Source organism: uncultured Succinatimonas sp., assembly GCF_905203285.1.
Taxonomy (GTDB): Bacteria; Pseudomonadota; Gammaproteobacteria; order Enterobacterales; family Succinivibrionaceae; genus Succinatimonas.
Genome location: NZ_CAJKVK010000006.1, coordinates 24,229 through 45,261, shown reverse-complemented (window position 1 = coordinate 45,261; position 21,033 = coordinate 24,229). Strand labels below are relative to the sequence as shown.

The 21,033-nt window shown below is 40.9% G+C and carries 17 protein-coding genes; 10 read left to right on the top strand and 7 right to left on the bottom strand.

Features of this window, described 5'->3' with window-relative positions; genetic code table 11:
• Positions 1 to 42: 42 nt before the first annotated feature.
• The 6 genes from ychF to dksA form a co-directional block, all read right to left on the bottom strand.
• Positions 43 to 1,137 carry a redox-regulated ATPase YchF gene (gene ychF, locus QZ019_RS01650; protein ID WP_295481857.1) on the bottom strand — a complete coding sequence of 365 codons (1,095 nt, stop codon included), beginning with the start codon at positions 1,135 to 1,137 and terminating at the stop codon, positions 43 to 45.
• Positions 1,138 to 1,146: 9 nt separating this feature from the next.
• Positions 1,147 to 1,740 (bottom strand): aminoacyl-tRNA hydrolase, encoded by a 594-nt coding sequence (pth, locus tag QZ019_RS01645; protein ID WP_295481856.1) that lies wholly within the window; start codon positions 1,738 to 1,740, stop codon positions 1,147 to 1,149.
• On the bottom strand, positions 1,730 to 2,227 hold the full coding sequence (gene folK / locus QZ019_RS01640; protein WP_295481854.1) for a 2-amino-4-hydroxy-6-hydroxymethyldihydropteridine diphosphokinase: 498 nt from the start codon (positions 2,225 to 2,227) through the stop codon (positions 1,730 to 1,732). Before folK ends, pth begins: the two co-directional genes overlap by 11 nt.
• A gap of 4 nt (positions 2,228 to 2,231) precedes the next feature.
• Positions 2,232 to 3,623, bottom strand: a complete 1,392-nt coding sequence (gene pcnB, locus QZ019_RS01635; RefSeq protein WP_295481862.1) for a polynucleotide adenylyltransferase PcnB — start codon at positions 3,621 to 3,623, stop codon at positions 2,232 to 2,234.
• Between the two features lie 303 nt (positions 3,624 to 3,926).
• Complete coding sequence (gene gluQRS / locus QZ019_RS01630; RefSeq protein WP_295481852.1) at positions 3,927 to 4,796, bottom strand: tRNA glutamyl-Q(34) synthetase GluQRS; 870 nt, start codon at positions 4,794 to 4,796, stop codon at positions 3,927 to 3,929.
• 35 nt (positions 4,797 to 4,831) lie between these two features.
• Positions 4,832 to 5,263, bottom strand: coding sequence for an RNA polymerase-binding protein DksA (gene dksA, locus QZ019_RS01625; RefSeq protein WP_294567554.1), 432 nt, complete (start codon positions 5,261 to 5,263; stop codon positions 4,832 to 4,834).
• Between the two features lie 344 nt (positions 5,264 to 5,607).
• Here dksA and mrcB point away from each other — a divergent pair, with 344 nt between their 5' ends.
• Positions 5,608 to 8,034 (top strand): penicillin-binding protein 1B, encoded by a 2,427-nt coding sequence (mrcB, locus tag QZ019_RS01620; RefSeq protein ID WP_295481850.1) that lies wholly within the window; start codon positions 5,608 to 5,610, stop codon positions 8,032 to 8,034.
• A 43-nt stretch (positions 8,035 to 8,077) separates the two neighbouring features.
• Here the strand turns inward: mrcB and QZ019_RS01615 are convergent, their stop codons facing one another.
• Entirely contained in the window at positions 8,078 to 10,561 is a 2,484-nt protein-coding gene (locus tag QZ019_RS01615; protein ID WP_295481849.1) for a hypothetical protein, read from the bottom strand.
• A 149-nt stretch (positions 10,562 to 10,710) separates the two neighbouring features.
• Between QZ019_RS01615 and QZ019_RS01610 the strand changes: the two genes are divergently transcribed.
• The 9 genes from QZ019_RS01610 (at position 10,711) to QZ019_RS01570 (ending at position 21,022) form a co-directional block, all read left to right on the top strand.
• Complete coding sequence (locus QZ019_RS01610) at positions 10,711 to 11,520, top strand: VacJ family lipoprotein (protein WP_295481848.1); 810 nt, start codon at positions 10,711 to 10,713, stop codon at positions 11,518 to 11,520.
• Positions 11,521 to 11,523: 3 nt separating this feature from the next.
• Positions 11,524 to 12,654, top strand: coding sequence for a bifunctional chorismate mutase/prephenate dehydrogenase (gene tyrA, locus QZ019_RS01605; protein ID WP_294567501.1), 1,131 nt, complete (start codon positions 11,524 to 11,526; stop codon positions 12,652 to 12,654).
• Positions 12,651 to 14,000, top strand: a complete 1,350-nt coding sequence (locus tag QZ019_RS01600) for a hypothetical protein (protein ID WP_294567499.1) — start codon at positions 12,651 to 12,653, stop codon at positions 13,998 to 14,000. Before tyrA ends, QZ019_RS01600 begins: the two co-directional genes overlap by 4 nt.
• A 110-nt stretch (positions 14,001 to 14,110) precedes the next feature.
• Positions 14,111 to 14,365 (top strand): helix-turn-helix domain-containing protein, encoded by a 255-nt coding sequence (locus tag QZ019_RS01595; RefSeq protein ID WP_294567497.1) that lies wholly within the window; start codon positions 14,111 to 14,113, stop codon positions 14,363 to 14,365.
• Complete coding sequence (locus tag QZ019_RS01590; protein WP_295481845.1) at positions 14,359 to 15,678, top strand: HipA domain-containing protein; 1,320 nt, start codon at positions 14,359 to 14,361, stop codon at positions 15,676 to 15,678. The genes QZ019_RS01595 and QZ019_RS01590 overlap by 7 nt, the downstream gene beginning before the upstream one ends.
• A 131-nt stretch (positions 15,679 to 15,809) precedes the next feature.
• A complete protein-coding gene (gene serS, locus QZ019_RS01585; RefSeq protein WP_294567493.1) occupies positions 15,810 to 17,120 on the top strand; it encodes a serine--tRNA ligase in 1,311 nt (436 codons plus the stop codon).
• Entirely contained in the window at positions 17,120 to 17,620 is a 501-nt protein-coding gene (locus QZ019_RS01580) for a CvpA family protein (protein WP_009142683.1), read from the top strand. Before serS ends, QZ019_RS01580 begins: the two co-directional genes overlap by 1 nt.
• Before the next feature lies 1 nt (position 17,621).
• A complete protein-coding gene (gene purF, locus QZ019_RS01575) occupies positions 17,622 to 19,133 on the top strand; it encodes an amidophosphoribosyltransferase (RefSeq protein ID WP_294567491.1) in 1,512 nt (503 codons plus the stop codon).
• A gap of 911 nt (positions 19,134 to 20,044) precedes the next feature.
• A complete protein-coding gene (locus tag QZ019_RS01570) occupies positions 20,045 to 21,022 on the top strand; it encodes a tripartite tricarboxylate transporter substrate binding protein (protein ID WP_295481844.1) in 978 nt (325 codons plus the stop codon).
• Positions 21,023 to 21,033: the final 11 nt, after the last annotated feature.

The following is a 21,033-nucleotide window of genomic DNA, read 5'->3' as shown; positions in this document are numbered from 1 at the left end:
ATTTATACATTTTCTTATGTGTTTTCAGCATGCTTAGTATGCTTATACATTGAAACGGAACAGCATGATGTCTCCGTCTTTTACCACATAGTCTTTTCCCTCCAGACGGATCAGACCCTTTTCTTTGGCTGCTGTGTGACTTCCGCATGCGATCAGATCATCATAAGATACAACCTCTGCACGGATGAATCCTCTTTCAAAGTCAGAATGGATCTTACCGGCTGCCTGCGGGGCGGTGGCGCCTACTTTGACGGTCCAGGCTCTGACTTCCTTAGGTCCTGCGGTAAAGAAAGTCTGCAGACCTAAAAGTTTATATCCTGCGCGAATGACGCGGTTAAGTCCCGGCTCGCTGATGCCGAGACTGTCCATGAATTCTTTTCTGTCTTCAGGCTCCATGGAGGCTAAATCTGCTTCAATTGCAGCAGACACGGGAACGACTATGGAGTTTTCCTTTGCGGCATAATCCTCTAATTGAGATAAATAAGGATTATCGGTAAAACCGTCTTCCGAGACGTTGGCTATGTACATAACCGGCTTTAAGGTAAGGAAGTTGAAGCCGCGCAATGCATGCAGATCTTCCTTGGTAAAAGAGATTTGACGCAGCATTTTACCTTCCTCAAGAGCGGGCTTGCATTTTTCAAGAGCCACGACTTGAGCTAATGCTTCTTTGTCGCCGCCGGTGCGGGCGCGTTTTTCAAGACGCTGCAGGGCTTTGTCGCAGACATCCAAATCGGCAAGAGCAAGCTCGGTATTGATAATTTCAACGTCGGAAATCGGATCAACTTTGCCGTTGACGTGAATTACGTTCGGATCGTCAAAGCAGCGTACGACATGAGCGATAGCATCGGTTTCGCGAATATTCATTAAAAATTGGTTGCCAAGACCTTCACCTTTGGAGGCTCCTTTGACAAGACCTGCGATATCCACGAATTCCATTGCGGTAGGGACGATTTTCTGCGGGTTCACGATAGCGGCGATTTTATCAAGGCGCTCATCGGGGACCGGGACGATGCCGGTATTGGGCTCAATGGTGCAGAACGGGAAATTTTCAGCTGCGATGCCGGCTTTAGTCAGAGCGTTAAAAAGAGTTGATTTGCCGACGTTAGGCAAACCGACGATTCCACAATTAAATCCCATGTCTTTCTCCTAAAGAGGTTTAAATCCGTTAATAAAGGAGGTGGCTTTATTCACCCCCTCTTTAAATAAAGTTCCGATCCCTAAAAGGGCGGCATCTAAAGCCGCATCAATTTTATCGCGATCTTGCGGTGAGGGACGGTTTAACACCCAATTTATTACGTCAGAGCGTTCAGGATGTCCGATGCCGATGCGCAGGCGATAATAATTTTGGGCCCCTGACAGACAAGCCGTTATGCTTTTAAGTCCGTTGTGTCCTGCAAGCCCGCCACCGAATTTAAATCTGATGGTACCGGGCGGAAGATCCAAATCATCATGCAGCACGAGAATTTCTTCAGGTGCGATGCGGAAAAAGTTGCATAACGCACCGACGCTTCTGCCGCTTTCATTCATAAAAGTGGTCGGAAAAACGAGGCGCACTTCCTGCCCTTCAATGTTGCCGCGACCGACAAGACCTGAGAATTTGCTTTCAGGATTTAAGCTTATACGGTACTTATCTGCAATATTAAATAACAAATCGCAGCCCATATTATGCCGCGTATGTTCATATTTAGGGCCGATATTGCCAAGACCTACAATAAGTTTTAGATTTACGTTATTGGGCATAGCTTAATTTAGTAATTCCTTTGATGTCGTTTTCCGACAACTTTTTTAAATAGTGTTGTACTGAATATTTACCGCCAAGCAAAAGATCAGGAGCGATTTCATTTGCCGGAATAAGCACGAAAGCTCTTTGATGAGCTCGCGGGTGCGGAAGCGTGATAAAAGGATCGTCACTTCTTTCACCGTTAAAATCTATAAGATCAAGATCTAACGTTCTAGGTCCCCATCTTATGATCCGCTCCCGTTTAAACTCTTTTTCTATATTTAAGAGAGTTTGCATCAAATCATGCGCATTAAGAGTGACACTTAATAAAGCGCAGGCATTGATAAAGTCATCTTGCAATACTCCTCCTACAGGAGGGGTCCTATAAAACGACGATATCTTATCTACCTTAATTCCCGGTGTTTGTTCAAGTAAAGCAAGAGCGTTTTTTAAAGTAGCTTTGCTGTCACCTAAATTTGAACCTAAAGAAATTAATGCTCTGTTCATAAATTTAAGGATCTAAATGCATAGCGGCACGCCAAGCACGGGCTTTTGCCAGACGTTCGGCGCGAGAAGTAGCTTTTTCACGCTTATAGCCGCCGTTTTTCTCAGGCAGCTTATTTTTCTTTTGTTTATTTTTGGCGTTAGTGAAATTTTGCTCTTCTTTTTTGTTTAATAAAGCTCGTTTTTGCTCTGCTTTTTGGCTGCTTCTGTCATAGTAGGGCTGCCAGAAGCGGATATACGGGCTTAAATACGGCTCGAATTTGGCTCTGAGTTTAAAAATGTCAAAAGAGGCTCGCAGGATATTAGATTCAGCCATAGCCGCTACGGCATTTTGGTCATGGATATTCAAAAGTTCATTCTGACTTTTAAGCAATTTCCTGATATCCGCCGAGACCTGCCACGGTAAAGCGGTGACCGCATTTTGTTCCATAAGCATTTCTTGACATATTTCGTCAGCGATTACGTCATCTGCAACTTGATGAATTCTTGATTCATTTAATTCATAGTGCTTTATCATCTGCGACCTGAATTTATGCAGGAACATAATCGTATATAAGAAATGCGGCATATTGCGTTTTTGCTGGGCAAAACGCTGGTCGGAACTTGCCAAGGCGTATTCGACGAATGCTTGGTAATCTTTGTTTTCGATAAAACCGTCAAGACCCGGGAAAAGCAGGTTAAAAAGTCCGAAATCCCTGAGTTTGTGGAAGCTTTGCAGACCGTGGCCGGTTAAAAACAGCTTATTGACCTCATCAAACATACGGGCATTTGACACGTTAAGCAGTAGTGCCGAGTGGGTTTTAATCGGATCTGCAGTACGCTTTGAAATCTTAAAGCCGAGTTTGGCGCTAAAGCGTACGGCACGTATCATGCGCACCGGATCTTCCTGATAGCGAGTATGCGGATCGCCGATAATATCGATAATTCCGTTATTTAAATCGTAAAGTCCGCCGTGAAAATCAATTAGGGTAAAGTTTGAAATGTCATAGTAAATGGCATTAATCGTAAAATCACGGCGCGTCGCATCTTCTTCAAGCGTTTTGCCGTAGCTGTTGTCACGAATAAGCATGCCGTCATCGTTTTGGATTTGATTGCGGCCGAGATTACCGTTAACGGCACTTCTAAATGTGGTTACTTCAATGATTTCCTGTCCGAAAACCACGTGAACTATTTTAAAACGACGTCCGATGATGCGTGAATTGCGGAACAGTCGATGAACCTGCTCCGGGGTGGCGTTGGTTGAGATATCAAAATCTTTAGGGACTTTTCCAAGCAGCATATCACGTATGCATCCGCCGACCAGATATGCCTGATAACCGCCTTGACGGAGGCGATATAAAGTATTTAATGCATTTTTTGAAATGTTTTGCCGTGAAATATTATGCCGGCTGCGTTCAATTACTAATTTGGCAAAACCGTGTTTTTTTACGAGGCCTTTATTTTTCTTAAGAATATCGCTAAGGCCATTTAACAGAGCGGAAATTTTAAAATACCTCTTTTATGAGTTATTGATAATATGCGTTTCATGGAAGATTTATATATAAAGGAAACGCTGTCATTATTTTTATATAGTGCACGCAAAAGCACGATTCCATCATTTTCAAAGTGCACATTATACCTTATGAAGTCTAAAAACTCATAAAAAAAGCCAAGACACGGGTAAATACTTTATTTTAGAAAACAATAAAAAAAGTAAGAAATTTCAGAAAAGATTGTCAGGTATGACGCTTGATGCTGCAGGGATTTTATCTAATCTGAAGTTTTCAACTGCAAAACTTAATATTGAGTTTACATCCATGCTTTTATTTAATTGATTTGTGTTTTGTCCTAAAAACTGTAAAACCGCGATAAGAATTTCCTGAACTGTCAGTACATCAAAAATAGCCTTGGCATGGTTTTGTTTTGACAGTTTGCTGCCGTTTTGTTCAAGAGCAAGCGGTAAATGCAGAAAATAAGGAACTTTATAATGCAGGGCATTAAATAAGCTTATTTGTATCGGAGTTACGTCAATTAAGTCACTGCCGCGGACAATTTCCGTTACATGGCAAAGCGCGTCATCAATAACGCAGGCAAGGTTATAGGCGATAATCCCGTCACTTCTTTTTAAGGTGATGAATTTATCGGGAAGATTTACTTTGATATCTCCTTTAAGTTCATCATGAAATGAAGGTTTATAACCGTTTAGAGGCTTAAAGCGTACGCTTGCGTGAGGAAAATTGCTTTTTGCATCAAGGTAGCAAGAACACGGTCTTTGCGAAAGCTCTGCGCGGGTGCAGGTACAGAAAAAAGCCTGTTTTTCATCTAAAAGCGTATTTAAGGCTTTTTCATAAATCTTTTTTCTTTGACTTTGAATCAAGATTTCCCCGTCGCTTTTAAGACCTAGAGCATCAAGTTCTTGAAGGATAATTTCAGCAGTTCCTATAGGACAGCGCGGGGTATCCAAATCTTCAATACGGATAAGCCATTTTCCGTCCTGACTTTTGGCGCGCAGGTAAGAACCGACGGCAGCGACTACTGAGCCAAAATGCAGGCGACCTGACGGAGAAGGGGCAAAACGTCCTATATAAGTCATAAAAAAAGAAAACCTGCCTAAGGCAGGTTCTTTAATTAACCTTCAAGCTGCTTTTCTTTAATCTCAGCCAAGGCTTTGCAGTCGACGCATAAATCTGCGGTAGGGCGGGCTTCGAGACGCTTAATGCCGATTTCTTCACCGCACTGTTCGCAGTAGCCGAATTCGTCATTATTTAATTTAACCAAAGTCTTTTCGATTTTTTTGATGAGTTTGCGTTCGCGGTCACGGGCACGCAGTTCCAAGGAAAATTCTTCTTCCTGAGAAGCGCGGTCTACAGGATCAGGGAAGTTGGCGGCTTCGCTCTTCATGTGACCTACGGTACGATCAACTTCGGAACGCAATTGATCACGCCATGCGGTGAGAATTTTACGGAAGTGCTCTTTTTGCGCATCATTCATGTATTCCTCACCGGGTTTTACCTGATAAGGCTGAACTCCGGCAATAGCAAGAGGACCCATTGATTCCATGTCATTTGCTACAACGGTTTTCTTTGCTGCTTTCTTAGCCTTTTTAACAGTCTCAGCAGTCTTTGTGTCAGTTGCGGTAGCCATAGTAAGTACCTATATTATCGATGAATTTTAGCTTTTATTTCTTTGTTTTAAAAATAGCTTTTCAGATTTTAATCCTAAAGGCTTATTTTTAAGTTTTGATTATCGCTGATAATTTGCAATGATACAAGAATCTATTTTAATTATGTGATTTATCGTGAAATTTTAAATATAAAATCAATAAAATTTTTTGTAAATTCAAACTATGATCCTTTGCTATAATTCCTTTTTCAAGTGTTGTGAAATTTTGTGCAGGATTGAGTGTGAACGAGTCTCAAGAACCGAAAAAAGAGGCTTTAAAAAAGCCCTTCATTAAAAAAGTTTCAAAAAAATTTACGATATTCAGTCTTAAAGCAGGCGTAGCGCTTTTAGGCGTACTTGTTATCCTATTTATCTACTTTGATTCCGTGGTTTTGTCAAAATTCGAAGTTGATGATAAATGGGTGCTGCCTGCAGTGGTTTATTCAAGGCCTTTGGAGCTTTATCCTGATCAGCGACTTTCTTTAAAACAGATGGTGTATGAACTTAATCTGCTTAAGTACCGTGAGGTCGCAAACCCTAAAGATCCTGGTGAATATGCCGTCAATTATAAAAATTCGCGTATTGTGGTGATAAAGCGTCCGTTTGCTTTTCCTGATGCCTATGAAGACAGGACGGCGCTGCTGATTTCTTTTGCCGATAAGCGCGTCAATCAGATCATAAATGCCGATACCAAGCAGGAATTAAGCTATGTGCGCATGGATCCGGTATTAATTGACAGAATCAACCGTATCGATCCTAAAGAAGATCGTATTTTCATTACCTTAGAAGAAGTGCCTAAAGAGCTGATTACGACTTTGCTTGAAATCGAAGATCGATCTTTTTATTCACATTTGGGTATAAATCCTATTTCTATTGTTCGTGCCTTTATTAAGAACTTTATGGCAGGACACGCGGTTGAGGGCGGCAGTACCATTACCCAGCAGCTTGTTAAAAATTATTTTTTAACTAATGAGCGCAGCTACAGCCGTAAATTTAAAGAAATCATCATGGCGCTTATCATGGATCATCGCTATACCAAAGATCAGATCTTAGAAGCGTATATGAATGAGATTTATTTAGGACAAAACGGTAATGCCGGAATTTACGGATTCGGACTTGCTTCATATTTTTATTTCGGAGTTCCTGTTTCTGAGCTTACGCAAGATCAGATGGCACTTTTAGTAGGTTTAATTAAAGGTCCGTCATATTATGATCCGTGGCGTCATCCCGAAAAAGCCTTGGAGCGTCGTAATACCGTACTTGCCGTATTAAGAAACCGCGGAAAACTCACCGATGCGCAGTTTACCCAGTATTCTTCCCGTCCTTTAAATGTCATTGCCAGAGGATCGATGAATTACACCAAAACTCCTGCGTTTATGGGTGTTTTAAAGCATGAGATATCTTCGCAGTTCGGGCCTGATTTTCTGTCAGGCAACGGGATCAAGATTTTTACAAGTCTTGACCCTCAAGCACAGGCTGCCGCTGAAAAAGCAGTGGCAAGTGAGCTTGACGCTATAGAAAAGCGCAGCGGTAAAAAAGGTCTTGAGGCGGCAATGGTCGTAAGCTCATGGCGTACCGCTGAAATTTCGGCCGTCGTCGGCAGCCGTACTCCTAAGTATGACGGTTTTAACCGTGTTATTGAAGGAAGGCGTCAAATCGGATCGCAAATTAAACCGCTTGTTTATTTGACTGCGTTTAATAACGGCGTCCATTTGGGCAATCTGGTAAAAGATCAGCCTCTTACCGTAAAGCTTGCCGACGGAAAGTTATGGCAGCCGCGTAATGACGATCGTAAATATCGCGGTACTATTCGCGTGGTTGAAGCGATGGCCCGTTCTTTGAATATTCCTACGGTGCGTATCGGTATGAGAGTAGGGATCAACAATGTCCGCGATACCATGCACAAAGTCGGTATCAAGCAGGATATTCCGCTTTATCCGTCAATTTTATTGGGAACTACCGAGCTTACGCCTTACGAGTTAAATTCCATGTATGCCTCAATGGCAACGGACGGCGTATACCAGAATCTCACGACTTTAAGAACGGTAGTCAAGGACGGTGAGATTGTTTATGAAAGAAGCAGCGGACGCGGTAAGCGTACTTTGGATCCTCGCGACACCTATTTGACTTTATACGGTATGACTGAAGCTACCCGTATCGGTACCGGACGAAGACTGGGCAGTGAGTTCCCCGATGCGATTTTGGCAACCAAGACCGGAACGACCAATGATAATCGTGATACCTGGTCAACCGGCTTTGACGCAGAAGAGCTTGTTACGACCTGGGTCGGATTTGATAATAACCGTTCAACGGGATTGTACGGAGCATCGGGAGCCCAGCGTGTCTATGCCGCCTATTTAAGAGAACGCGGAATTAACTCTTTGGAATTAAAGCGTCCTGAGGGAATTAAATTCGTGAACTTTGCAAAAGACGGCAGTATTGTTGAAGACGGCTGTAATGCTCCGGGGCTTACTGTTTATCCGGTTCGTGCAGACAAAATTTCATATGTAAAAAAATGCTCTCAACTAAATGCTCCGGTAAATTCCGACGGGTTTGAGGTTAAGCCTTATGTTCCGGCTCCAGCTCCCGCGGCACCAAAACCTGCTGCGCCTGAACGTCAAAGCGGCAGTGTGTTTGACGCTTTTGAGGATTTTTTATTAAATAATTAATATTTATTTTGTCTTTGATGAGGCCGGTTTCCCGGCCTCATGTCTAATTGCCGCTTAGTTTTAAGATAAGGTGGCGGACGGCTAAAATCGGACGGAGTTTGAGATTAAGATCGTCCTCATTTAAAGAAGAGCCTAGTTTATCGCATTGGCATAAATTCAGATCTCTTAGCAATTTTAAAAGACACTCAATAAGTTCGTATTGATTTAATTGAAGTTTATGCCTTAATACCGGATCGGCTGCAGTTTCATCTCGCAGGCATATAAGTCCGTCTTTAAAGAAAGGCTGCTTATTTAAAAATACTTTTAAGTTACTGCCAAGACGGATATGAATTTGCGGATCTTCATAACCTAAATATTCAAAAGCGGGCTTGAGTTTTTCTTTAAGAGTTTGCGCTTTTTTAAGCAGCGGCAGATTTGAACAGATTAAATTAAGCCGTAAAACTCTTTTATCATCACTGCATTTAATCAAAATACCCTGGTTTTTGTCATGAGGAACAAAGCTCTTAATTCGTACCGTATGTCCCATGACGTTTTCTTCCACATCAATAAGAAGAGAACTTTCTTCTTTAGCGTAAGGATTTTCGGTGATAAGAGCTCTAAGGCTTCCTTCATTGTCAAGACAGTAATTTTGCAGGCGATAAATTTCTGATAAGAGTGCTGTAAGAATAAACGATGCGGCTTTTTGGCGCTCAAGTGTCAATGAGTCGTACTCTTTATCTGAAAAAACAGCGTCATATCGTTCTTTTATTTGCGGGTGCCCGACAAAAAGATAGGCAATGTCATAGCCTTGGCGATCGGCTTCAAGAATAAGAAGCACGAATAACAAAGAATTAAATTTGTCGCTGACATTAAGCTGAGAAGATAAAGGCGCTTTGATAAAAGCTATGAAATCATCTTCATACTGAGGATTTTGCTGCAGTTCATAAAAGCTTTTAAGAAAATCATCAATAAGCTTTTCAAGAGATTGGGGCAGATTATGACTTATGAGTTGTTCTGTTAAAAAGTGCTTGAACTCATTTAAGTCCTGTTCTTTTAGTATTTTTTCTCTTAAAGACTGCGGTAAGGTGTCTGCATCGATAAAAGAAGCTGACGGTCTTTTTTCTATGCTGTAAGGTAAAAGAACCGTATCTTCATGGCGTTTGAACAGATAGTTAAAGATGCGCTTTAACCAAGAAACTTTTGTTTTCGCGTGTTGTTTGGGCTTTATTTCTTGAACTTTGGCAACTTTAATTTCTTGAACGACTTTTGCGTCATGATAAAAAGTAACCGGCTTAAAGCCATCTTCAATTGTTTCTTTAAAGTCTGAATTTTGCTTTGCTTTAGTATTTTCATTATCAAAAGAAGCGATAAACCTTTCCGGGCTCTCAGCTTGGTTAAGATTGTTATCTTTTTCTTGAATCTTTTCTGCAAGATTCGGTACGGCTTCTTGTGCTTTGGCCTCTTCCTCTTTTTCAGCTGCTTGCATAAAGTTGTCATCATCAGTTACGCGTGCTGTTTTTAAAGCTTCTTCTTTTAAAGCCGATGCTTCTTTATTGACTCTTACTTTATTTCTTTCTTCAAAAAGTTCAAGAGGACTTGTAAGTTCGGTATTGTGTGCCGTATCGTCTTTTTTGATTTTGGGCGGAAAGTTTTGCGGAAGCTTGGCCGGATTGGGCAGTTTGCCTTCTTTTGCAAGCTTAATTCTTTCATTGCGGAATTCTTCTTGAAGCTTTGCGGCGCGTTTTGCCAAATCTTTTAGCGATAATTCGCCAAAAGAGACATTCTCATCCTGTTTTTCATCATTATCTAAAAGAAGATCCGTATCTTCTTTAATACTTTTTTCTTGAAGGGGCTTTACGCTTTGTGTTTCTGTTTTTTTGATTTTATGAGAATGTAAAGCGGTATTGGTGTCTTGAGGTACTAAATTTGCCGCTTTGGCTTTTTCAGCCGCTTCTGAGAGCAGATTGCGGATTTTTGACATGATGATTTCATCATTTTCCGCATTAGATTCTTGTTCTTCTTTAATAAGCGGTTCTTGTGTGCTCTCGTTTGCCTTAAAGTCAGGAATAGGGAGTTTAGCTTTTTTTACAGGATCTTTAATAAAGCCGAGTAAAAAAACAAGCAGATCTTTTAAGTCATTTTCAGGTAAATCAGCATTAACTTTTAAATTCAACGCAATTTTGTTTTTAAGCGCTGAGTTTATGTTTTGTCCAAGACCTGCAAAAGCGGTTAAAAGACATTGACGGTACATGTAAAAATCATTGCCGTTTAATTTTTCTTTAAGCGTTAAAAGGCGTTCTTCAATTACTTTATCCGCTCGTTTTTCAAAACACTCAGGGCCAAGGCAATCTTCAACTATAGTCAGGATCTCGTCGCTGTTTCCGATAAGGGCCCGATAGAGGACTGAAAAATCGGAAACAGTTTCGGCATTGTCAAAAAAATCGGCTGCAAGCGTCAGAGAATAACGCTTTAGAGCAGTATGTAAAGATGCTGAAAGTTCGTCTGAGTTTTGCTTTACATCAGAAAAATTAACACTTAAATCTGCCATTATTAAGAGCTTTTTACCTAATATTATTCATTAGGCTCTATAATACTAATTTAAAGCTGTTTTTTGCCAAAAACACGGTATTTTTCTTAAAAATTACCGTAAATGTAAGACTTAAGTCGTTGTGATGATTAATGAGCAAGTTTTTGTTTATGTTAAATAAAATATGCGCAATAGCCTGTATCCTGATCTTTGGAGTAAGTGCGGCTCAAGCTGCAAGATCGACTTATAACCCTATGGTGCCCAGACAATTGAAGATTGAATCCGCGCAAAATGATTACACTTACGGTTATTCTATTTTGTCAGGCAACGCTATCGATACTTTGGAAGTCCCCAACCGTGTCGTAGGCTGGACTTTAAATTACGAAATTTTCGACAGATATTTATTGCGTCCCGTAGCTCACGGCTATGCGGCATTGCCGCAGCCCGTGCAGCTTGGCGTCGGAAATTTTTTCTCTAATATCGCTGAATTAAATAACACCGTAAACAATCTTTTTATCGGTGAAGTAAAAAATTCAGGCATCAGTCTTACCCGTTTTATAGTAAACAGTACTATGGGCTTTTTAGGCTTTATTGATGTCGCAAGTCAGATGGGTCTTGATAATAAGCCTATGGAAATGGATACCGTATTGGGAAAGGCCGGCATGGATTCAGGTCCTTTTTTAATGGTTCCGATTTACGGACCCACCACGGCAAGAGCGGCCCATGGTGATACTGCCGATAATTGGCCTTATTTCTTCTTCCCTTGGTATGTAGGAATCGGCGCTTGGGCAGTTGAGGGGATCCATAACAGAGCACAGCTTATCGATCAGGAAGGCGTTGTCGATAACGCTATCGATCCTTATGTGCAGACCCGTGATTTTTATCTGATGCACAATCAAGGGAAAGTAGATCCTAGTGCCTCAATGCAAAATGAAGAACCGTCGGTTGACGAATCGTTCTTGGATGAAATAGACGGTTAATTTATGGAAAACGCTCATAAACTTGATGCCTTGCGTGAGCAAATCGATGATGTAGATAAAAATCTTATTGAGCTTATTGCCTTAAGATTAAAATTAGTCAAAGAAGCGGCTGAGGTAAAAAAAGATCTTGGCTCCGGAACATTTAATCCTGAGCGTGAGCGATTTTTGCTTGAATCAAGACACGATCTTGCGGCAATGTATGATTTACCTGATGGCCTTATTGAAGATATTTTAAAAAGGCTTTTGCGTGAATCTTACCGTCAAGGCGGAATAGGGGTGTTTCCCTGCGCTCAAAAAGAAGCAAAACCCGTACTTATCGTCGGCGGAAACGGCGGAATGGGAAAGCTTTTAGGCGCTTTTTTTAAAAATTCCGGTTATGAAGTAAGAATTTTAGACAAGAATGATTGGGATAAGGCTGAAGCTTTATTTTCAGGTGTAGGTACGGTAATTGTCAGCGTACCCATTGACGTGACTGATAAGACGATTAAAAAAATAAGTCAGTATCTTACCGAAGATACGGTTCTTGCTGATGTTACCTCGGTAAAGACGGGCCCTGTTAATGCTATGCTAAGTGCTCATAAAGGCCCGGTTATCGGATTGCATCCGATGTTCGGTCCGGATACGCGCAGCTTTGTTAAGCAGGTTGTGGTGTGCGTTGACGGCAGAATGCCGCAAAAGTGTGAGTTTTTGGTAAATCAATTTAAGATTTGGGGAGCTAATATTTGTAGCTGTAAAGCCGTGGAGCATGACAGTGCCATGAGTATTATTCAGGCTTTGCGGCATTTTACTACATACTGTTACGGCGTTTTTTTGGCAAAACTTAATCCCGATTTACAAAATATTTTAAATTTAAGCTCTCCTATTTATCGCTTGGAAATTGAGATGGTCGGCAGATTGTTTGCCCAGGATCCTCATCTTTATGCCGATATCATCATGTCGTCACAGGATAATGCCGATTTAATCAAAGATTATGTTTCAAGCTTAAAATCCGAGCTTGATATAGTGTTAAGTCAAGATAAAGAAGAGTTTATAAAAAGATTTTATTTTGCGCGCAGTTATTTTGGTGATTATGCCCAAAGCTTTTTAAAAGAAAGCGCTAAGCTGCTTGCAAAAATGCAGGATGACCGTTCATGATTAATAAAAAGAAGTTGTTAATTGCATCATTAGGTACGGTTGGAGGCCTTGCGGTTGTTGTTATCGCAGGTTTTATGATTGTAGGGCCCATGGTCTATGATGCCAAACTTCCCAATGTTCTTAATCTTATAGAAAAAAAAGTACCGGGACTTAATCTTTCTTATGAAGAAACTTCTTCAGGTTTGTTTTCCCGTGAGGGCATTGTCCATTGGTCTTTTCCTTTAAGTGAAGGCAATGTCTTTAATCTTGATGAGTTGTCCGGAAATACTTTGTTAAAGGTTGTGTTCTCTCCTTTTTGGGTTAACGGTGAGTTTCACGGTGAAAAGGGCGGAACGATTGATGCTTTGCTAGAACAAAACTTAATTTCAGGATTTGCTTATCAAGGCGCGTTTAAAGTTACGGTTTTGCCTCCTGAAGTAAATTTAGCGGTCAAGACGGATAATTTGGCGTTAGGCCTTGAGGACGGTAAATGTTCTGTAGGTCAGTCGGCTCTTTATGCTTCGGCTTCTTCGTTTAATAGTGTCGATCTTGAATTTAATGCTGCAGGTTTTAATTGTAAAAGTGATTTGGAGTACGCAGGTCAAAGCGCTTATACCGTTAAGCTTGAAGGTCTTAATGTTAAAGCAAATCCCACTTATATAAATAAAACTGCAGGTCTTCGTTCTCTTACTTTTGGTCTTGCCGATTTTAATGCTGACTTTTCCACAATTTATGCAATTGGATTTTCCCCTGAAGATGACGTTCACGATCCGTCTTTGCGGGAGTATGTTTCCATGCAAAGGGTAGGCGCGGTTCTTGAAATTGAAGATCCTGACAAAGACGGTTTTAGTGAAGTGACAAGCGACGGTAGCGGTAATTTTGCTTTTGCCTTCCCGTTTGTCGAATATGGTGAGCGCCGGGAAGTTACCAGATTTAATGATTTTAAATATAATTTTTCCTTGGGAAAGGTTAATTTAAAAGAGCTTATTAAAGCTATGAACGTTCCTGAAAATGAAGCTATGATTCAGGCGCTTAAGGCTGTCGGTAATAACGTTCAATTTAAACTTAATAATTTATCATCTTCTTATAAAAAAGACGGTTTTGTTATTAAAGGAACAGCGGGAGCTTTAATAGACAAGGAAAAGCTCAAAGTAAAAGACATTCATGCTGATTTTGACGTAAAAAGCGGTAAAGAATTTACTGATTATCTGGTGCGCAAAGAACATAGTGATCTGATTTCATCGTCTCTTGCCGAAGGTAAAATTACTTTTGAAGATCCTTATTACGTTACTAAGTTTAAGATGCAAAACGGTGACGTTACATTAAACGGCGTACCGTTTAAAGCTGATGCCGATGACGAAGAATAGAAACTGTATCCCTTACAAGGGATAAATGCTGTCTTATCCTTGACAAGGGATAAATCCCAACTTATCCTTGTAAAGGGATAAATGTATTATTATCCCTGCAGGAGGATAATATGTATGTCGCAAGAATTACCAGCGCCAAGCTTCTTGCTCATGAAATAAGAGAAAAACGACGACTTGCCAAAATGACACAGCAAGACGTAGCTGAAAGAATCGGTATTAAGCAGGCTACCGTTTCGGCATTTGAAAACCATCCTGAAAATTGCAAGATAGAGACTTTGTTTAACATCTTATCTTCTTTAGGCCTTGAAATTACTTTGTCTAAACGTTCTGCAGATGCTGCTAAAGGGTGGGAAGAGGAATGGTAGTTGATAATTTAACTGTGTGCTTGAATAACAAAAGAGTAGGTAAGTTATCATTAGATGACAAAGGTAATCTTCATTTTTCTTATGCAAGCTCTTGGTTGTCCGACGAAAACTCACGACCCATTTCTTTGTCATTACCTTTAACGCATGATACTTATACCGGAGAAAAGGTATACAACTTTTTTCAAAATCTTTTGCCTGACTCGGATTCTATTTTAGGTCGGTTAAGAAAAAGATTATTTATCGTATCTTCTCATCCTTTTGCCATATTGAAGGAAATAGGCGCAGATTGCGTCGGTGCTCTATCATTACAAAGAGAAAAAATTTCAGATGATGATTTTTTTAAAATCAAAAATAAATTTCTTAAAGAGAAAGAATTAGGAGAAATTTTACGTAACTACCAAACAAGACCGCTTGGAATGACAAACGATCTTGATTTTAGAATATCTCTTGCCGGAGTCCAGGAAAAGACTGCTTTTCTTCGTTTTCAAAATAAATGGGCTATTCCTCTTAAAACAACTCCGTCAACGCATATTTTCAAACTTCCTATCGGAAAAATAGAGTATAGCGGAATTGATTTATCCGATAGCTGCGAAAATGAATGGTTATGCCTTAGATTACTCGATTTTTTTGATGTTCCGGTCGTTAGTGCTGCTCTTGATTGTTTTGACGGACAAAAGGTATTGATTGTAGAAAGGTTTGACAGGGCTTGGGCAAAAAACAACAGACTTATACGCTTGCCGACAGAGGATTTGTGTCAGGTTTTCGCTTTGTCTCCTGATAAAAAATATGAGACTGAAGGAAAAATCGGAATTGAAAGCATAATGAACTTTTTAAAAGCTTCCGTAAAAGCATACGACGATCGTATGAACTTTTTTAAAGTTCAGGTTTTGTTTTGGATGTTAGGAGCAATTGACGGACATGCTAAAAACTTCAGCATATTTATTCATAAAGGCGGAACCTTTTCTTTAGCTCCGTTTTACGACGTAATGTCTGTGTGGCCATTAGTTGCCAAAGGGAATTTGTCTTTAAAGAAAGTAAAAATGGCAATGGCAGTTATTGGGAAAAATCGCCATTACAAATTATCTGAAATCAAAGCTCGGCATTTTTGGGAAACAGGGAAGCTTTGCAGAATCCCTAAGAAAGAAATTATTAAGATTTTCAATGAAATTGTTGGAAAAAGTGAGAAGCTTGCCGATTTTGCAAAAGATAATTTAAATAACGATTTTCCTAAAGATATATCTGAACCTATTTTGCAAAATCTTATGCAAAAGGCTAAAGAGCTAAAAAGTTTCGTTGAAGGGAGTATTAAATAATAACGTCTAAAGTAGGCTTAAGATAGGTAGCTATTTTGTACCAATAGTCCTTTCTTCATGGTAAAATTTGCACGTTGTGAGTTTTCTCACGTTAAGATTTCTTTTTTCTTAGTAATAAGCGGCAGTTATCCATGCTTGATTCTAAATATTTGCGCTCTGAACTTAAAGAAACCGCAGAGCGTCTTGCAACCCGTAATTACAAATTAGACGTTGAAAAGTTAACCAAATTAGAAGAGATGCGTAAAGATCTGATGGTTCGTACCCAAGATCTTCAAGCCAAACGCAACTCAATGTCAAAATCAATCGGTCAGGCTAAAAGAGAAGGCAAAGACATTACAGAAATCAAGAATGAAGTTGCCAAAATCGGTGATGAGCTTGATGTCGTAAAAGCCGAACAAGATAAGGTTTTAGCTCAAATCAATGAAATCGCTCTTACCGTTCCGAATCTTCCTGATGCTTCTTTGCCTGTAGGTCCTGATGACAGCGCTAATGTTGAAATTCGCCGTGTCGGAACCCCGCGTCAGTTTGATTTCCCGATTAAAGATCATGTAGCTTTGGGCGAAGGCCTCGGCATGCTTGATTTTGCTAATGCCCGTAAGATTTCAGGTGCACGCTTTGCCGTGATGACCGGCCCCATCTGCGCACTGCACCGCGCCTTGGTTCATTACATGCTTGACTTGCACTGCAAGCATCAGGGTTACACAGAAGTTTACGTTCCGTACCTTGTAAATCTTGATTCTTTATACGGTACCGGTCAGATGCCTAAATTCGGTGAGGATTTGTTCCACACTTCATTAAACGGCGATGCCGACGGTGATGACGTCAATCGTCATTTCTGCTTGATTCCGACCGCTGAAGTTCCTTTAACCAACATGGTTCGCGGTGAGATCATTCCTGAAGATAAATTGCCGATTAAAGTTACTGCCCATACCCCGTGCTTCAGATCTGAAGCCGGCTCTGCAGGCCGTGACACCCGCGGTTTAATCCGTATGCATCAGTTTGATAAGGTTGAAATGGTGCAGATTGTCCGTCCTGAGGATTCATGGGAAGCTTTGGAAGTTTTAACTCACGATGCTGAAGCCGTTTTGCAGGGATTGGAGCTTCCTTATCGCGTAATGACTTTAAGCACCGGAGATATCGGATTCAGCTCGGCTAAGACTTACGATTTGGAAGTTTGGCTCCCGGCTCAAAATACTTATCGTGAGATTTCTTCATGCTCTAACTGCACTGACTTCCAGGCACGCCGCATGCAGGCACGCGTTCGCCGTAAGGACGGAAAGATCGAGCTTGTTCATACTTTAAACGGCTCAGGTCTTGCAGTAGGCAGAACCTTGGTTGCCGTAATGGAAAATTATCAGAACGAGGATGGCTCTATTACCGTACCGAAGGTTTTAAGACCATACCTAGACGATCTTGAAGTAATAACTAAAGAGAGCATGTAATGCTGACAGCTGCCGATTGGGCAATCGTCGCCGTTATAGCAGTATCTGCTTTATTGTCAGTGCTTCGCGGTTTTGTCCGTGAAGCTATATCCTTAGGCGCCTGGGTAGGCGCCTTTGTCGTTACCGGCAACTTTTATTCACCTCTTGCCGATAAGCTTACGTATTTCAATGATGAGCTGACCCGTAACATTCTTGCAATTATCGGTTTATTCGTTGCGACTTTGCTGATTATCGGAATGTGCGGCAACATTATTCGCTCACTAATGAAAAAAGCGGGCTTGTCAGGTACGGATAGGCTGCTCGGTATCGTTTTTGGCGTACTGCGCGGAATTTTAGTAGTATGTGCGATTTTAGCTTTACTGCAAATTTTCTTTAAGCTGCATATTCTAAGCTTTATTTTGTCAACCTCATGGTGGCAGAACTCAGTCTTTATTCCTGAATTGCAGCGTATCGTGAATTGGTTTTTTATTTACTTGGGAACCCCAATAACAGGAGCATAACATGTGCGGAGTGGTCGGAATCGTAAGTCATTCACCGGTTAATTTGTCATTGTATGACGCTCTGACGGTTTTGCAGCATCGCGGACAGGATGCCGCCGGTATCGTAACACTTGATGAAGGAAATTTCAGACAGCGTAAGGCAAACGGTCTTGTCAGCGATGTTTTCCAGCAGAAACATATGCGTCGCTTAAGAGGCAATATCGGTATCGGTCACGTCAGATATCCGACCGCAGGCTCTTCATCTGCCGCAGAGGCTCAGCCTTTTTATGTCAATTCTCCTTTCGGTATTGCACTTGCCCATAACGGCAATTTGACTAACGCCAGAGAGCTTAAAGTTAAATGCGAGCAGGTTCATCGTCATGTCAATACGACATCCGATTCCGAAATTTTGCTTAATATCTTTGCCTGGCAATTGTCAAACGTAGCAAAGGATATTCCGACTCCTGATGAGGTGTTTGAGGCGGTTTCCGGTGTTAATGATCTTATTAACGGCGGCTACGCTGTTTTGTCCCTTATCATCGGTGCGGGACTTGTAGCTTTCCGCGATCCTTTCGGTATTCGTCCTTTGGTTCTCGGTTCACGTATTGATGAAGACGGCAAGACTGAGTACATGGTCGCGTCTGAAAGCGTTGCTTTGGATGTTGCGGGCTTTAAGCTTATTCGCGACGTCGCTCCGGGTGAGGCTATCTTTATTGACGAGGACTGCAATTTACACTCAAAGATTTGTGCCAAAAACGCTAAGCTTCAGCCGTGCATTTTTGAATATGTTTATTTTGCCCGCCCCGATTCCGTCATGAACGGAGTTTCCGTATACGCTTCCCGCGTTCGTATGGGAACTAAGCTTGCCGAGCAAATAAAGCGCGATTATGCCGATTTGGATATTGACGTTATTATTCCGATCCCTGAAACATCATGCGATATCGCCGTGCAGATGGCTCGTATTTTAGGCAAGCCTTATCGTCAGGGCTTCGTTAAAAACCGTTATATCGGCAGAACCTTTATTATGCCTGGTCAAAAGCAGCGTAAGAAGTCGGTTCGCAATAAACTAAATCCTATTCCTGCAGAATTTGCCGGTAAGAAAGTTCTGCTTGTTGATGATTCAATTGTTCGCGGTACAACTTCAGAGCAAATCGTGGATATGGCTCATGAGGCAGGCGCAAAAGCAGTTTACTTTGCGTCAGCTGCCCCTGAAATTCGTTATCCTAATGTTTACGGTATCGATATGCCTACGGCAAAAGAGCTTATCGCCTATGGCAGAACCAAGGATGAGATTTGCAAGAAGATCCATGCCGATGCTCTTATTTATCAGTCATTAGAAGACTTGGAAGCTGCCGTTCGCGAGGAAAATCCTGAGCTTAAGGAATTTGAAACTTCGGTCTTTACCGGTACTTATATAACTCCGGGTATTGATAAAGAGTATTTTGATTATCTTGATAAGCAGCGTTCCGATGATGCCAAAGCGGATAAAGCATGGAACGAAGCAAATGAGGATTTGGAAATTTATAATATTTAATTTTTAAATTAAAGTTGTGAAAAGCCTAAAAGTTGCGAGTTTTTACTGATCTATTGTCTAATATATTAGACAATAGATTGGATAACCGAAGGAAATCTTTTGTAAGCCTCTGTTTTAAGATAGGGGCTTTAATTTATCCGGTCATAGCATCAATATCGTCGTCAGGTTCAGCATCTCTTTCCATGATCTCTGCATCCTTTTCTCAAATTCTCTTGTTGCTGTAATTTTTGGTGCATTTTCAGGTAGAGAAACATCGAGTTTGTTATAGATTTTGGCAAGATTTTTAATAGTCTGACTAAAAAATCTGACATAACAAGTTCGAAATAGATAAGCAATAGATAATTAAGAGAAAACGGCTTAAATAAGCCGTTTAGAGAGTTTTTTTGGAGTTACTTATCTAGATCCGCAACTTTTAGGGAAAAGGGCACCGCAAAAATGGTGCCTTTTTTATTGATAAGAATTAAATTTTGTAATCAGTCATCTGCAAGTATATTGAGAGCGTCCTCATGGTTGATAAAATGTAAAAAGGGGGCAAAAAATGTTGATTGATATATTGATGGGCTTATCGTTTTTTTTGATGTTTATAGGAGCGTTGCTTTTTATCATGCATCAAGCAAAATAACTTTGTTAACTTCTTTAAGGCCTTTTTTAGATATATAGATGACTTTAGAAATTTCTTAAGATCTTGATAGTGATTTGACACATATGAAAGTCAAGTACCAGTAAAAAGATGATAGTTATCAAAACATTTACATATTCTTATTTTAAAAGATAAAAGGCTCTTTAAAACTTAGAATTTAATCTCGTTTTTAAACAATAAATTGCGCTTAAATACAATCAGTAGTTATACCCTGTTTGGGGCTTTTTTCTGATAAGACTACTCTTTATTGGTTTAAAAAAGGAGTTTTCCCATGAAAATAAAAGGACTTATTGCCGGACTTGCTTTAGCCACTGTGAGCGTCATGAGTGTCGGAGCTGCTCAGGCAGATGAATATCCTTCACGCTCAATCACTATGATTTGCGCATGGGGTGCAGGTGGCGGTTCTGACGCTGTTGCCAGAATGATTGCCGGTTTGATGGAAAAAGATTTAGGCCAGCCGATTAAAGTTGTAAATCAGACCGGTGGCGGCGGCACCATCGCATTCTCCAGCCTCTCAAGAGCAAAACCTGACGGATATACCATAGGACAGGTTACTGCTGAGCTTGCCATGAATCATTGGCAGAATCCTGCAGTTCAGATCACTTATAAAGATTTTGAACCTCTTGCTTTGGTTAATGTTGACCCTGCAAGCGTAACCATCAGTGCTACGGCTCCTTTTAAGACTTATGATGAATTTGTCGAATATATTAAGGCAAATCCGGGTAAAGTAAGAGCTTCCGCTACCGCTGTCGGCGGTATTTGGCATATCGCTATGGGACAGTGGCTTACCGGACTTGGCTTGCCGGTAAATGCCATTAAGTGGATCCCGACTTCAGGTGCCGGCGAAACCTATAAAGAAATGGCCGCTGGCGGTATTGACGCTGGCTTTAATCAGCTTTCCGAAGGTTCAACCATGTATCAGGCCGGTAAGGCAATTCCTGTTGCCGTAATGGCTGATGAACGCGATCCTAAGTATCCTGACGTTCCGACCTTAAAAGAAAAGGGAATTGATGTCTCTATCGGTACTTGGCGCGGTTTCTGTGTTCCTAAGGGAACTCCTCAGGACGTTAAAGACAAAATCAATGCCGCAATCAAGAAAGCCGTTAATGATCCTCAGTTCGTTCAGTTCATGAATGATCGCGGTTTTGGCATTCAGTATCTTGAAGGCCAGGACTTCTATAAGTTTATGGAAAAATCAGATGCTGATTTAGGCGCATCAATTGAAGCTTTGGGTCTTGCCCGTAAATAATCCGTAATGTA